12 protein-coding genes are annotated in these 14,816 nt (G+C 41.0%); 5 read left to right on the forward strand and 7 right to left on the reverse strand.

The annotated features are described in order from the left end of the window. From AAEU30_RS18415 to AAEU30_RS18425, 3 genes are all read right to left on the reverse strand, one after another. The gene (locus AAEU30_RS18415; protein ID WP_421961791.1) at positions 1–1,092 is read right to left on the reverse strand and encodes an efflux RND transporter periplasmic adaptor subunit; all 1,092 of its coding nucleotides are present in this window, start codon (positions 1,090–1,092) and stop codon (positions 1–3) included. A 134-nt stretch (positions 1,093–1,226) separates the two neighbouring features. Then, positions 1,227–1,565 (reverse strand): iron-sulfur cluster insertion protein ErpA, encoded by a 339-nt coding sequence (erpA, locus tag AAEU30_RS18420; protein ID WP_054205543.1) that lies wholly within the window; start codon positions 1,563–1,565, stop codon positions 1,227–1,229. 134 nt (positions 1,566–1,699) lie between these two features. After that, positions 1,700–2,812, reverse strand: a complete 1,113-nt coding sequence (locus AAEU30_RS18425; RefSeq protein ID WP_421961793.1) for a DKNYY domain-containing protein — start codon at positions 2,810–2,812, stop codon at positions 1,700–1,702. A gap of 134 nt (positions 2,813–2,946) precedes the next feature. On the opposite strand from AAEU30_RS18425, the gene AAEU30_RS18430 reads away from it, so the two are divergent. The 5 genes from AAEU30_RS18430 to AAEU30_RS18450 all read left to right on the forward strand — a co-directional run bounded on the left by AAEU30_RS18430 (position 2,947) and on the right by AAEU30_RS18450 (position 9,488). After that, the gene (locus tag AAEU30_RS18430) at positions 2,947–4,629 is read left to right on the forward strand and encodes a chloride channel protein (RefSeq protein ID WP_421961794.1); all 1,683 of its coding nucleotides are present in this window, start codon (positions 2,947–2,949) and stop codon (positions 4,627–4,629) included. 18 nt (positions 4,630–4,647) lie between these two features. Next, positions 4,648–5,082, forward strand: a complete 435-nt coding sequence (locus AAEU30_RS18435; protein WP_087530998.1) for a CopD family protein — start codon at positions 4,648–4,650, stop codon at positions 5,080–5,082. Positions 5,083–5,163: 81 nt separating this feature from the next. Further along, a complete protein-coding gene (locus AAEU30_RS18440; RefSeq protein WP_087530999.1) occupies positions 5,164–6,180 on the forward strand; it encodes an aspartate carbamoyltransferase in 1,017 nt (338 codons plus the stop codon). Positions 6,181–6,228: 48 nt separating this feature from the next. Continuing rightward, on the forward strand, positions 6,229–7,509 hold the full coding sequence (gene hemL / locus AAEU30_RS18445) for a glutamate-1-semialdehyde 2,1-aminomutase (protein WP_421961795.1): 1,281 nt from the start codon (positions 6,229–6,231) through the stop codon (positions 7,507–7,509). A gap of 137 nt (positions 7,510–7,646) precedes the next feature. Next, complete coding sequence (locus AAEU30_RS18450) at positions 7,647–9,488, forward strand: methyl-accepting chemotaxis protein (RefSeq protein ID WP_421961796.1); 1,842 nt, start codon at positions 7,647–7,649, stop codon at positions 9,486–9,488. 28 nt (positions 9,489–9,516) lie between these two features. Here AAEU30_RS18450 and mrcB read toward each other — a convergent pair whose 3' ends face one another. The 4 genes from mrcB to AAEU30_RS18470 form a co-directional block, all read right to left on the reverse strand. Continuing rightward, positions 9,517–11,865 carry a penicillin-binding protein 1B gene (gene mrcB / locus AAEU30_RS18455; RefSeq protein WP_421961797.1) on the reverse strand — a complete coding sequence of 783 codons (2,349 nt, stop codon included), beginning with the start codon at positions 11,863–11,865 and terminating at the stop codon, positions 9,517–9,519. A 132-nt stretch (positions 11,866–11,997) separates the two neighbouring features. Continuing rightward, positions 11,998–12,159, reverse strand: coding sequence for a YqaE/Pmp3 family membrane protein (locus tag AAEU30_RS18460; RefSeq protein WP_087531003.1), 162 nt, complete (start codon positions 12,157–12,159; stop codon positions 11,998–12,000). A gap of 146 nt (positions 12,160–12,305) precedes the next feature. Continuing rightward, on the reverse strand, positions 12,306–13,370 hold the full coding sequence (gene fba, locus AAEU30_RS18465) for a class II fructose-bisphosphate aldolase (RefSeq protein WP_087531004.1): 1,065 nt from the start codon (positions 13,368–13,370) through the stop codon (positions 12,306–12,308). A 217-nt stretch (positions 13,371–13,587) separates the two neighbouring features. Next, the gene (locus AAEU30_RS18470; RefSeq protein ID WP_421961798.1) at positions 13,588–14,763 is read right to left on the reverse strand and encodes a phosphoglycerate kinase; all 1,176 of its coding nucleotides are present in this window, start codon (positions 14,761–14,763) and stop codon (positions 13,588–13,590) included. Positions 14,764–14,816 lie beyond the last annotated feature (53 nt).

Below are 14,816 nucleotides of genomic sequence, written 5' to 3' on the forward strand. Positions count from 1 at the left end.
TTACTCGCCAGCTTTATCGTCTACGTTCATATATACAGGCTCAACAATATCACCCTCTCGAACAAAGCCTTGACCAAGGGTTATCACATTCGCTGTTTCACCTAACCCCCAAAGCCAAACCCCTTCTGCGGTCGATTTGGCGAGTTCAACACTTTTAAATACCACTTTCTTTTTATCATCAATGATTTTTACGCCAATGTTTCCCTCATCATCGAGCGCCATATAAGCAGGACTAAGTAACATGGCCGGTGCTGATTGCAATTCAATATCAAGCTGAGTTGAAAAGCCGGCTTTGAAGCTCATATTGGGGTTTGAAAATGCAGCTTCAACTCTAAACGTATTGGTACTTTCGTCAGCGACTGAAGCAATATAGCGAATTTTGCCAGGGTAAGTTTTATCATTTAACACATGGGCATGCACAACTTGGCCAACTTCTAAACCGAGCATTTCTTTTTGTGTTGCGTTTGCTCTAACAACTAATGGGTCGAGATCCGCTAATTCTAAAATTGGATCACCAATGCCAACATAGTCACCTATTTGCACAACGCGTTTATTAATTATGCCACTAAATGGGGCACGAATTTCTGTCCGCTGAAGTTGTAATTTGAGCCCAGCTAAGCGCGCCTTTCCTTGTGCAAGTATCGCTTCGCTGCGCATAGTTTGCACGCGATCTTGCAGCCCTTGATCACGAAGTGACAGCGCCCCTTCGTACTCTGCGGTATATTGCTTTAAAAGTGCTGTTGCAGAGCTTATTTGCGCTGCCAAATCTGATTTATCCAATTCTAAGATTAGCTGACCTTGCTCGACAAACTGACCTTCTTCAACATAGATTTTCTCAACTTCACCTGCTTGGCGGGCGCTCACTTTGGCTAATTTATCCGGTTGTGATTTACCATAAAACGACAATGTTTTTTTAATATCCTGCGCAACAAGTTTAACAACTTGTACTTTGGCAACCTTTTCCACAGCTTTAATTGTTTCTTCGTCATTTGCCTGAGAGCTTCCTGAGCTCATCCAGATAACAATAAAAACGATAATAGATAAAGCTAAAATGTAGGGTTTTTGTTCGAGTTGCTTGGCGAGCTTTTTCAACGCAGTGCTTCCTTATTAGATCTTAATTTATCGATGCGCAAACTGGTTTAATAATAGGTAAGGGGGAGTCTTAGAGCAATATAAAATAATGCAGATACAAAAAAGCCGCTCTACAGCGGCTTTCTTATGATTTGTTAAACGCTAAAACTAGCGCCACACCCGCAGGTAGTGGTTGCGTTAGGGTTTGAGACAAAGAACCGAGCACCTTCTAAGCCTTCAGTGTAGTCAACAACACCATCGACTAAATATTGAATACTCATAGGATCAACTACGAGTGTTACGCCATTTTTTACGATTTCTAAATCGCCCGGGTTAGCTTTTTCGTCAAAAGTAAAACCATATTGAAATCCAGAACACCCACCACCTGTAACGTATACACGCAGCTTAAGCTCAGGATTTTCTTCTTCATCAATTAATTGTTTAACACGAACAGCCGCAGCATCGCTAAATTTAATCGGTAATTCTTCTGACATACCCAACCCCTCAATTACTCTAATGGCGCGATTATCTAATACCCTAGTGTTTTAATCAAGTATAGTAAACAACTGCTGATTACTTTTATCAATAGATTATCGTCAGTAGAATCCCTCACCTTAGCGAGGATTTGTTAAAAGTCAGTTTTTGCAGCGACGATTTCGCCACGCATATAGTAATAGTTTTTATCACCCGCGTCTGAATGTGTTGTTTCATCATAATCTGTGACTACAAAACTTGTGACATCAGCTTCACTGATACGTTGTACACCATCACTATAGCTATGGTAATAGACCGCGCTTTTATCTTTAATGTAACTGCGTTTCAATTCTTTGAAAGTGTTAGGGTCTAGCCCTTCAACAGCGTGGGTTTCACTGCCAGATAAATAGTAAATATTATTTATATCACGTGCAAATTCATAGTGTATGTTGAGTATTTCGAACGTTTTTAAGTCAGCTTCGGGGGCAATAATATCCGCACCATAATAAAGGTGACTTTTGTCTTTAGCGTATGCCCTAAAAAGCACTTTGAAAGAGTCAAAATCAGCAGGTTTCAATCTTTCATCACCATAATAAATGATATATTCATCATCAGTTTCTGAGTAACTCCAGTTTTCATCAATACTTGCAAAGGTGTGCGGATTTGCCGCTTCAATTATTTGATTTCTTAAAATCACTTGCGTGTCATTAAACCAATATAACGTATGACCAATTAATCGCCCTGTTATATTGCGAGAATCAACATTTTCTACCCGCTTACCAAAGTAATAAAAGCTATGTTTGTCGCTGGCATACAGTGATGCTGAGTGTTCATTTTCATAATTTTGTCGGTCATAAGTAGTAAAACTATTAGGGTCTGCTTCTGTGAGCTCGTTACCACTAAAATACACAGTGTCATTCACAACTGCATAGCCACTATTAGGCACCCCTTTGACCATATTAATAAACAAACTGGAATAGCCAAAAACCACAAAAATCACACACACAACGACCGCGCTAATTTTTGCTAACAAAAAACTATTAAAGCCTAAATAGTTAACTTCAAACAAACCCAGTAAAATAAAGATAGCGACGGGGTAGAGCAAAAATAACATAGCACTTAACACAGCCGTTTTACTATCTTGTGCACCAGGAGCTGCTAGCATCATTGGCGACATCATTACTATTAGAGGCCAAGCCATTAGCGCGAATGTAGTTATAATACTCATTACGGTGTGCATAGAGTCTTTCCAAATTTGAATATCCATTTCGGTGATTTTGCAAACTACCTTAAGCTATACCCAAAATCAATTTGCATTAAGTGAAAAACCAGTAAAAATCTCAAGGACTTCACCTGACTATTTTGATAAACTCTCGTTAAATAAATGGCGAGGAAGAATGCATGTGGCTTGAAACGCTTAGGCGTCGCTTGGCAAAGCCAAAAACATCGGTGCAACTGTGCTTACTCGGCGTATGCGCAGGATTAATTGCAGCGTTTTTAATCATTCTATTTCGTTTAACCATTTTATTTTTTCAGGGGCTATTTCTCGAAACCCCTGATGACTTTAGCACTCTGCCCCCCCTAGAACGTTTATTAATGCCGGTTGGTGCCGCCTTTTTAATAGCCTTGTTTGCCGCATTCACAGGTTTTAAGCATTATCGTCTTGGTATTCCCTTTGTAATTCATCGAATCAAACATTACTACGGACAAATGCCGCTTTATAATACGGTAAATCAATTTGTTGGTGGAGCACTCGCCTTAATAAGCGGTTTTTCAGTGGGCCGTGAAGGGCCATCTGTACATATGGGGGCAACCGGTGCAAGTTTGCTAGCAGATAAACTCCACCTCCCACATAACGCCATGCGTACTTTAAGTGGTTGTGGTGTTGCCGCAGGTATTGCAGCATCTTTTAACACCCCTTTGGCTGCCGTGATTTTTGTTATGGAAGTTGTGCTTCGTGAATACAAAGTGCATATTTTTGTGCCAATCATGCTAGCGGCCGTTACTGGTGCCTTGGCCACCCAATTTGTGTTTGGCGATGCATCAGAGCTTGAGCTTATTACCGTTACCGCATTGAGTGGGTGGCATTATCCATTCTTAATTTTGTTTGGCATGGCTCTGGGTGCTGTTGCCTTTGCATTTAACCAAAATTTAATGCTAATTATCCGCACATTCAAGCCACTGAGTATGTTTCCTCGCTTGCTTTTAGCAGGATTAATCGCGGGTCTAATTGCTTATATGGTGCCTCACTCCATGGGTTCAGGGATGAGCGCAATCGCCATAGCCGTTGAATCCCCAGATGACGTACAACTGCTCACCACGATTTTAATTGCTAAGTTGTTTGCAACGCTGTTTGCAATTGGTTTAGGTATTCCAGGAGGAATCATTGGCCCGGTTATTGGACTTGGCGTATTGATGGGCACACTGATGGCATTTTTCGCCCAGTTTATTAGCCCTGGGGTGGATATATCGGGTACTTACAGTGTTTTGGGCATGGCAGGACTACTTGCTGCAACACTACACGCCCCCCTTGCAGCCCTTACAACCGTTATGGAGCTGACCTCTAGTCCTGAAATAATAGTGCCCGCAATGTTAGTGATCTCAACTGCTTATGTAACCGCACTTCAGTTTTTTGGTAATCGTTCAATATTTTTACAACAGCTCGACTTTCAAGGACTTAACTACCATGTATCCCCTGCCACTGAAGCCTTGCAAAAAGTAGGGGTGATGGATGAAATGGATGAGAACTTTAAGTTACTCTACTCTGATGACAAAGAACAAATTAAATCAAGTCTTGATGCAGTTAACAGTCAAACCCCGTTAATTGTTTATGATGAAGAAAATGGTTATCGCTTAGCTGAATATGACTTGAGTTTAATGTCAGATCAAAATATCTCGATAAATTATATCAATTTACAAGGTGTAAGCAGCCAAGCCACACTCGCTGATGCATTTGATATATTAAAAGATAAGCGCACAGGCGCCGTGTATATATATAATTTACTCGACAACCAACAGATTATGGGAATTATGCGTTGGGATCAGATCCGCCATATCCTCACCATACGTAATAGCTTACTGTAACAAACTAAAGAGAACATTATGAGCGCCTTACTCGTTTACAAAGCCTTGCATGTATTTTTTATGATAGCCTGGTTTGCTGGCATTTTTTACTTACCTCGGCTTTTTGTCTATCACGCAATGAACGAAGAAAAATCATGTAGCTCGATGCTGAAGATAATGGAGCGCCGTTTATTACTATTTGTTACTCCCTTTGCCGTATTAACAGCCGTTTTTGGTGTATTGATGATTGTTGAATACGGCCGTGAGTGGTTTAAATACAGTATGTGGTTACATTACAAGTTAGTTTTGGTCATTATTTTGTACCTTTATCATGCATATTGCTTTAAGTTATTAGCTGACTTTAAACACGACCGTAATAAGCGCAGTGATCGTTTTTATCGTATTTTCAATGAACTCCCTGTTTTAGTGCTGCTTGCTATCGTATTTTTAGCCATCACTAAACCAAGCTTGTAAAATTTGATATAATATCGCGCGATTGCGTGTCCATCATTAATGGTTGATCGCGCCTCTTTTCAATGTAATAGGATAACCCCAATGTTAAGTTTCGAAGGTGAAAATATTCTTTCTGTTAATCAGCTCAACCGAGACTGTATTGAACGTATTTTTTCAGTAGCCAAAAAAATGGAACCATACGCTAAAAAGCAAAAGCGTACCAATGTGTTAGAAGGCGCAATCTTAGCAAACCTATTCTTTGAACCAAGTACCCGTACCCGCGTAAGCTTCGGTACTGCCTTTAATTTATTAGGCGGCCTAGTACGTGAAACCACGGGAATGCAAAGCTCTGCTTTGGCAAAAGGTGAATCACTTTACGATACTGCTCGTGTGATTTCAGCTTATGCTGACGCCGTAGCTATGCGTCATCCTGATGCAGGCTCTGTGGCTGAGTTTGCAACCGGTTGCTCAGTTCCGGTTATTAACGGCGGTGATGGTCCAAATGAACACCCAACTCAAGCTCTCCTTGACCTACTAACCATCGAACGTGAGCTTAATCGCTTTCAACAGGGTATTGATGGCATGCATATAGCTTTAGTGGGTGACTTAAAATATGGCCGTACCGTTCATTCATTATCTAAATTGCTGTGTCATTATAAAGACGTAAAATTTTCTATGGTCGCACCTGATGGCTTGCAAATGCCGAGCTATATTTTAGACGCTGTCGATAATGCCGGTCATAAAATCGAAATTGTCGATAAAATGGAAGGCAATTTAGCTGCCGATATTGTTTACCAAACTCGCATTCAAGAAGAGCGCTTCCCATCACAAGAAGAAGCCAACAAATACCGCGGAGGTTTCCGCATCAGTCAGTCAATTTATAACGCTCACTGCAAACCTAACTCTGTGCTTATGCACCCATTACCTCGTGATAGCCGCTTAGAAGCCAATGAGCTAGATAACGATTTAAACAGTAATGACAACCTAGCAATTTTCCGCCAAGTACAAAACGGAGTATTGATCCGCATGGCATTATTTGCATTAACGTTAGATGTTGCTGACAAAGTAGAAAACTATGAAGTTGAAGTACCTTGGTTTAGCCGTAAACGTAACGACTAAACAAGAAATGTATTTTAATGTAACCATGAAAACTCAATAGGAATATTCATGACAATTAGCCAAGATTTATTTGCCCGCGCCCAAGCCTCAATCCCTGGTGGCGTAAATTCACCAGTACGTGCTTTTAACGGTGTAGGTGGTACGCCACTGTTTATTACCAAAGCCCAAGGGCCATTTACTTTTGATGCCGATGGCAATCGCTATATCGATTATGTAGGTTCATGGGGACCGATGATCATGGGTCACAACCACCCTGCAATCAAACAGGCTGTACTTGAAGCCGTTGAAAATGGCTTAAGCTATGGCGCGCCTACCGAAACCGAAATTTTCATGGCGGAGAAAGTAAAACAGCTGGTGCCATCAATTGAAAAAGTACGCATGGTAAGCTCTGGCACAGAAGCCACCATGAGCGCTATCCGCTTAGCACGTGGTTACACTGGCCGTGATAAAATTCTTAAGTTCGAAGGTTGTTACCATGGTCATGCCGACTCTTTATTGGTTAAAGCTGGATCTGGCGCACTGACAATGGGCGTACCGAATTCACCTGGTATTCCTGAAGACTTCGCCAAACATACATTAACGGTTTCGTTTAATAATTTAGACGAAGTGAAAGCTATTTTTGCAAAATACGCTGATGAAATCGCGTGTATCATTGTAGAGCCAGTCGCTGGCAACATGAACTGTATTCCTCCTGTTGAAGGCTTTTTAGAAGGCTTACGAGCAGTCTGTGATCAATACAAATCAGTACTTATTTTTGATGAAGTTATGACTGGGTTTCGTGTCGCTCTTGGTGGTGCTCAAGCGCATTACAACATCACACCAGACTTAACCTGTTTAGGCAAAGTGATCGGTGGCGGCATGCCTGTAGGCGCGTTTGGTGGTAAGAATGAAATCATGGATTACATCGCCCCTGTCGGCCCTGTGTATCAAGCGGGCACGCTTTCCGGTAACCCAATTGCTATGGCTGCTGGTTTAAAAGCGCTTGAATTACTTGAGGTTGACGGTCTTCATGATGCGCTTGAAGCAAAAAGCAAAGCGATCTGTGAAGGATTCGAAGCGGCAGCGAAAAAAGCGGGTATTCCACTGACCACTAACTACGCCGGTGGTATGTATGGCTTTTTCTTCACAGAGCAAGAAAAAGTAACCACTTATCAACAAGCTACTCAATGTGATTTAGAGCGTTTTAAAAAGTTCTTCCATTTAATGCTTGAAGAAGGTGTTTATTTAGCGCCATCAGCATTTGAAGCAGGCTTTGTTTGCTCTGAACACTCAGAGCAAGAGATTGCTGATACCATTGCAGCCGCGGAGCGAGTATTCGCCAAGCTTTAACACATTGTTTAACGCTCTTTATAAAAAAGCCCGTAAGGGCTTTTTTTGTTTTTAGGCTAATATTAGTGAATGAAAGTAGTAAGCTCTTCGGTCTTATATACTCATCAACTAACTTTTGCCCATAACAAGAGAGCATTATGCCAGGATTACGACACTTTACGGCCCCTGCCATCAACTTGATGGAACACTTAAAATATAAAACTAAAATCGGTTTAGTGTTTGGTATTTTACTCGCTCCGCTGGCATTAAGTTTATTTTTCTTGCTCAGCTTACTAACTGAAAGCATACATATTTCCACAATGAAGCGCCAAGGGCTACAAACCTATGAGGCTTTACTTAATAACCAAATGACTGGAAAAGTTAATACAAGCGCTGCAATTGCTCGCGAACATGGTTTTAATGTAAGGGACGAGCAATATGCTGATGCGCTAGAGTTAATCTCCATTCAATCTCAACTTGCTGTTGATGAACACTTATCAAGTGCTTACTTAAATCGCGTATTGGTTACTGCAATCCCCGCGCTCATCAAGCAAATAAATTTAGCTAATGATAGTGCTAATACTGTACTAAATAACCAAGCTTTCACTCCGACGACCTTTATAGCGTTATCAAATTTAACGAAGTCATTACCGCAGTACCAAGCACAAGTGCAAAAAACACTTGCTATAGCGACAGAAGCAAGCCCCTTGGTTAATGAAAAGCTATCCCCTTTACTATCAAAACTGCAAAAAAGTGTTACTCAATTAAAAAACACTATCGATAATAAAATGCTGGAGCCAGACAATTTATCGATATCTAAAATTGAATTTTCCCGTTACTACAGCACCGTTCAAAATGACTTACAACAACTTATAAACCAAAGCATCCCTACTCTCAAAAAGCTAATAACTGATAAGCTGCAGCAACAGCGTCTGATAAGAAATATCGTGTTAATTGCTTCATTCATATGCTTACTTAGCGCAGCTTACTTATTGATTGGCTTTTATTTAGCTGTTGTAGGTGGAATCACTCGCTTCGCTAATGCGGCAGAACAAGCTGCTGATGGTGATTTGAGCGCGACCTTAACATCCCTCGGTAATGATGAAATGAGCATAATTACAGCTCGTTACAATGCACTACTTAAAGCATTTACTCAATTATTAGCGGACGTAAAAACCACAACCGTTGATTTAAGTGAAGCTACACACTCTCTAGAACAAGCAAGTTATAAAACAAGTGAAGATGTAATTGAGCAACAAAGTCGCGTGAGTGCGATACACGGCGCCCTTAGTGATATGTCAAACAGTGCTCACGCTGTCGAGGACTCGGCGGTTCAAGCAATGCATATTGCACAAGGCGCTGCCGGGCATGTTAAAGAAAGTTCAACCAATACCATGGAACTTGCTAGGTACATGGAAGACTTACAAATTGAATTTAAAGAAAATCAAAAAGCATTAGACCGATTAGCGACTGATAGCCAAAACATCGGCAATGTTAGTAAGGGAATTAGTGAAATAGCCGATCAAACCAACTTACTCGCTCTCAATGCTGCCATTGAAGCCGCCCGAGCTGGTGAGCAAGGCCGTGGATTTGCCGTGGTCGCTGATGAAGTACGTACTTTGGCATCACGCACTCAATTACAAACTCAAGAAATCCATCAAATTATCAGCTCATTACAAAAAGCTTCCGATGACACTCAACAAAAAATGCAAACTAGCGTAACTAAAATGGCTGAATGTGTTAACTCAGCTAACAGTACCAACTCTGTACTACAAAATGCGCAAACCAGTATGTTAGAGATAGAGCAACAAGGTGAGCTTATTGCACAAAGAGTTCAGGAGCAATCAAAGGCAACAGCCCAAGCACTCAATGACGCAGAGCAAATAAGTACTCTTGCATTAGAAACAAAAGCATCGGCTCAATCAAGCCTTGGCGACGCTCAAAAGTTAAGCCTACTATCAGAGCGGCTATCAAATGCAATGAGTAAGTTTAAAGCTTAACAAAAAACGTTAAGCTTTAAACTACTTCTTAGCGCTGACAACTTGGCCTAGGTTCAAACTCTGCAGCCCGCAGTGGTAATTGGATTACCTTGCCACACCCTGGTGGGGCTTGCATTCCTGTTTGCTCATTTACAAATGCCCAACGAATTGTTGGAGGTCGGGTATCAGCAATCGATTCCGGGTTTAATGGTTTTAAGTAACGAATATAGCTTTCAAGCGCACCAACGCTACCTGTCAACCCGGTACTTTTATTATCATCACGACCGATCCAAGCGACCGTCACAGTGCTTTGATCAAACCCGGCAAACCAACTATCACGTAAGTCATTACTGGTACCCGTTTTACCTGCTAATTGAATAGAAGGAAAATGTGCATTTAAGCGTTTAGCGGTACCGTCTTTGGTCACCCGTTTCATAGCATATTTAGTCATATAAGCAGCCGCTTTATCAAACCGTGGTTCTGAGCGAACCCGGTGTTGATATAAAACCTTACCCACGGAATCAGTCAATGCTGAAATAGAGGTTAACTCTCGGTATTCTCCATCAGCGGCAAGCGTTGTATAAAGTTGAGCGACCTCTAAGCTCGACATCTCAACCGCGCCTAATAGCAATGATGGGTATTGCTCAATATCCTGTTTAGCGCCAAGTTTAGATAATGTAGTTGCCACTTTATCAACCCCTACATCTAACCCCAAATTAACCGCTGGAATATTAATACTTTTACTGAATGCTTTATAAAGTGGCATCATGCCGCGATATTGGTGATCAAAATTTTCAGGCTGCCAAACTTTGCCTTGCTGATTTGTTACTTGAACAGGAGAGTCATCTAATAATGTAGCTAAGTTATAATTAGCTGACTCAAGTGCTGTTAAATAAACTGCAGGCTTAACTAACGAGCCAATATTTCGCTTTGTATCCAGTACTCGGTTAAAACCTAGAAAGCGTGGATCTCGGCCAGCTACTAACGCTGATACACCACCTTTTTCAACATTAACAGACACCATAGCGGCTTCTAGTTGTTCTGTTGTTGCTCTTCTTTCAAGATACGGTAGGCTTTCTGTGATGGCTTCTTCCATCGCCGCTTGCTTTTGTAAATCAAAATATGTAAATACTCTGACCCCCGCATCAAGTACTTCTTGATCTGGGAGTAATCGTTTAAGCTCACGGTCCACTAACTCTAAATAACCTGGGTATGATTTAGGAAGGCTATCTTTCATTGGAGCGATATCAATTGGCCGCTGCAATGCAGCTCGGTATTCGCGAGTATCAATAAGTTTATTATCAACCATGAGTCGTAGGACAAGATCTCGACGCTCCATCGTACGTTCACTGTATCTTCGCGGGTTGTAATACGATGGCCCTTTAACCATAGCAACAAGCAGGGCTATTTGGTCAAACTCAAGCTCATCTACTGGTTTAGAAAAATAAAACTCAGACGCTAGGCCCATACCATGCACACCTTGGTTATAAGACTGGCCAAGATACACTTCATTTAAATAAGCCTCTAAGATTTGATCTTTAGAGTACCTATAATCCAAAATCAATGCGATGAGTGCTTCGTTGAATTTACGAATAAGGGTGCGTTCACGGGTTAAATAGATGTTTTTAGCTAATTGCTGAGTTAACGTGCTGCCCCCTTGAACGGTGCGGCCAGCTTTAATATTACTATATAAAGCGCGCATAATAGATAATACAGACACCCCATGGTGCTCATAAAACTTTTGATCTTCTACCACTAACAAGGTGTCTTTAAGCATTGCTGGAAATTTATCAAGAGGCACAAACTCACGATCCTGTTTTGAATCATTCCCAATTCGGGCTATCTGCACTGGCTCTAAACGTGCGCTGTTTAGTCGTCTGCCAAATTTATCTTTGATCGTTGCTAGTTTTTTCCCTGCAAAGCGCAGCTCAATGACTTGTGCACTCTCTAAGCCATCAAAAAACTCAAACTCACGGCGAAAAATTTTAATGCTATCGCCACTTTTTATATACTGACCAGTACGACTTAGCTTATTAACTGACGAGTAATTTAACCTATCAAGCTCCCAAAGCACTTCTTGGCTTGATAAAAACTGCCCTGGATAAAAGCTCATTGCACGAGCATATACTTGTGCTGGTAACTGCCACTTATTACCTTCAAACTGACGAGTTATTTTGGCGTCAAGGTAGATTAAATAAAGAGCCATAGCGACAACACCTGCAAGACTCAATTTCCAAAAAATAGAAAATAGTTTACGGCCAAAGCTTCGCGTACTAGTGTTTTTTACCGTTTTTTTCTTGGAGGCTTTTTTTGCAGTTTTAGCCGTATTACTAGCCGCCTTTTTTACAGGGCGCTTTGTTGAGGTTTTCGATGAGCGAGGTTCTTTTTTATCAGCCATTGATGTTGTTATTAATTTCCAGAGGTTAATTTACAGGTGCGAGCTTAGCATATAGCTATACACGCTAACACCTGTAAAGTTAACAGTAACTGAAACTTAATCGAAGCTACTGAATTTATTTCCAGCGATGCCTTAACGTGTACACAGCCAAAGGGCATGAATTACCGCGGGTATAAAAAAGATAAAACACAGAACAATATTAATGATTAAATCTTTACCTACTCCAGCCTTTAAAAAAACCGCAACTGGAGGTAAAAACAACGACAAAATAATAAGTAGTAATTTGTTATCCATGATAGTCCTTGTAATTGATATTTAACTCTTTTAAAGCATAGTCTGTAATTAAAAATTAGCTACATGTATTTGTTTTAATAGTTTTTGACTGGCATAAAAAAAGCCAGAAACTCACAGAGACTCTGGCTTTTTGATTCAGACTTAAATTATTTAATTTGCGGATCTAATTCGCCAGTTAAATATTTAAGGTGCATTTCATCAAGTGAGATTGGCTTAATCTTACTTGCTTGGCCTGCTGTGCCAAATGACTCATAACGCGCAACACATATCTCTGTCATCGCTTTAGTTGCTTCAGCTAGGTATTTACGTGGGTCAAAGTTTGCAGGGTTTTGTGCTAAATGACGACGAATAGCCCCTGTTGATGCTAAACGTAAATCAGTATCAATATTGACTTTACGCACACCAAACTTGATACCTTCAACGATCTGCTCAACTGGCACGCCATAAGTTTCAGGGATTTCACCACCGTATTGGTTGATGATTTCAAGCCACTCTTGTGGTACTGACGAAGAACCATGCATAACTAAGTGCGTATTAGGAATACGCGCATGAATCGCTTTAATACGATCAATTGCTAAAATATCGTCTGTTGGTGGGCGAGTAAATTTATAAGCGCCATGTGAAGTACCACACGCAATTGCTAGTGCATCAACATGTGTTTTACTAACAAAGTCAGCAGCTTCTTCAGGATCTGTTAGCATTTGATCTGTAGTTAATTTACCTTCAGCACCAACGCCATCTTCTTCGCCAGCTTCACCCGTTTCAAGTGAACCTAATACACCTAACTCGCCTTCTACTGATACACCACATGAGTGTGCAAGTTCAACGGTTTTACGTGTAACATCAACGTTATAATCGTAACTTGAAGGTGTTTTACCATCGGTCATTAATGAGCCATCCATCATTACTGATGAAAAACCTAATTGAATTGAACGTTGGCAAACGCCTGGTGATGTGCCGTGATCTTGGTGCATTACCACAGGAATATGTGGCCATTCTTCAATGGCTGCTAAAATCATATGACGAATAAATGGGGCACCAGCGTAGGCACGAGCACCTGCTGAGCCTTGCACAATTACAGGGCTGTTTGTTTTATCAGCCGCCATCATAATAGCGCGGATTTGCTCTTGGTTATTAACGTTAAATGCTGGTACGCCGTAACCATTTTCAGCTGCATGATCAAGAAGTTGTCGCATACTGATTAAAGCCATTGGGTATTCTCCAAATTGTCGATAGCTGCACGCACGCACAAACTACCTAGTTCGAACGGAATAGTTTAATTCGATGCAATCACTGCATCACGATAGAATCGACACTCGCCAAAGCTACCGGTTAACCAAAACCAACAATTAAATAAGGGTGAGAGGTATTTAATTAATGGTCTTTGCTGGTGCAAGTAATACTACTCACACCAGCGAGCAACTAACTTTACTTAGCGCGCTCTTCTAGCATAGCAACAGCTGGCAATTTTTTCCCTTCTAAAAATTCAAGGAAAGCACCACCGCCTGTTGAAATATACGAAACTTTATCGGCAATACCATATTTATCAATGGCTGCTAGCGTGTCACCGCCTCCTGCAATTGAAAACGCATTTGAGTCTGCAATTGCTTGTGCAATGGCACGTGTACCATTACCAAATTGATCAAATTCAAATACACCAACCGGGCCATTCCAAACAACCGTGCCGGCATTAGCAATGATTTTTGCTAATTGATTTGCAGTATCAGGGCCAATATCAAAAATCATATCATCGCTGGTTACTTCGCTCACATCTTTCAACGTTGCAACCGCTGACTCTGAAAACTCATTTCCTACAACCACATCAGTTGGGACAGGAATTTCACCATTGTTGCTTTTAGCAGCAGCACTTAGCTTATTAGCTTCATCAATTAAATCAGCTTCATAAAGTGATTTACCTACAGGGTAGCCAGCAGCTGCAATAAAGGTATTCGCGATACCGCCACCTGTCACTAATTGATCAACAATGGTAGATAGTGAATCAAGTACAGTTAATTTAGTAGATACTTTTGAGCCACCTACAATAGCCACTAAAGGACGTGCAGGGTTATCAAGTGCTTTACCTAATGCATCAAGTTCAGCAGCCAGTAATGGGCCAGCACAAGCAACATCAGCATATACGCCAACACCATGAGTAGACGCTTGTGCGCGGTGAGCCGTACCAAAAGCATCCATTACATATACGTCACATAATGCAGCTAGTTTTTTAGCTAAGGCTTCATCGTTTTTCTTTTCGCCAACATTAAAGCGTACGTTTTCAAAAACAACCACTTCATTATCAGCAATTTCAACACCATCTAAATAGTCTTTTTCAAGACGCACTGTCTGCTCTAGTGCTTCATTTAGATAATCAACAACAGGAGCTAGTGAAAACTCTTCGTTGTATTCCCCTTCCGTAGGGCGGCCAAGGTGTGACATCACCATTACTTTTGCGCCTTTTTCAAGGGCTAATTTAATACTAGGTAATGCTGCACGAATACGTGCATCAGAGGTCACTTTACCTGCTTTTACGGGTACATTTAAATCTTCACGAATTAACACGCGTTTGCCGTTTAAATCTAAATCTGCCATATTTATGACCGACATGGACTTCTCCTTAGTTAACGATACTGACTTGAGTAAAAACTTTTAATTATAAT

The organism is Pseudoalteromonas mucoides, from assembly GCF_049257175.1.
GTDB lineage: Bacteria > Pseudomonadota > Gammaproteobacteria > Enterobacterales > Alteromonadaceae > Pseudoalteromonas.